At 73.6% G+C, this 440-nt stretch carries 1 pseudogene; it reads right to left on the reverse strand.

The window, feature by feature from the left end:
• Positions 1–440 (reverse strand): annotated as a pseudogene (locus ACNFOC_RS55410) (VWA domain-containing protein); the annotation flags it as partial.

A 440-nucleotide genomic window follows, 5' to 3' on the forward strand; every position in this document is an offset into this window, starting at 1 on the left:
ACTCCGGTGCGGGATGAGCGACTTGTGGTTGCGGCTGCGGCTCGGCTCCCGCCTCCAGCTCCGGCTTCGCCTGCGCCTCCGGCTCTGTCTCGGGTTCCGTCTCGGGTTCCGTCTCGGGTTCCGTCTCGGGCTCCGGCCCCGGCTCCGACTGCGGCTCCATCTCGGGCTCCGACTGCGGCAGCGGCTCCCAGTCCGGCTGCGACTCGGGCGCCGCCTCCAGCTCCGGCTTCGCCTCCGCTTCCGGCTCTGGCTCGGACGTCGGCTCGGACGTCGGCTCGGACGTCGGCTCGGACGTCGGCTCGGACGTCGGCTCGGACGTCGGCTCGGACGTCGGCTCGGACGTCGGCTTCGACTGCGGCGCCGTCCTGTGCGTCAGTTTGGGCTCCGACTCCAGCTCCACCCCCGGCTCCGCCCCCGACTCCAGTCCTACGGTCGCCCCC

Origin of the sequence: Streptomyces colwelliae, assembly GCF_048158785.1 — a bacterium.
Classification (GTDB): Bacteria; Actinomycetota; Actinomycetes; order Streptomycetales; family Streptomycetaceae; genus Streptomyces.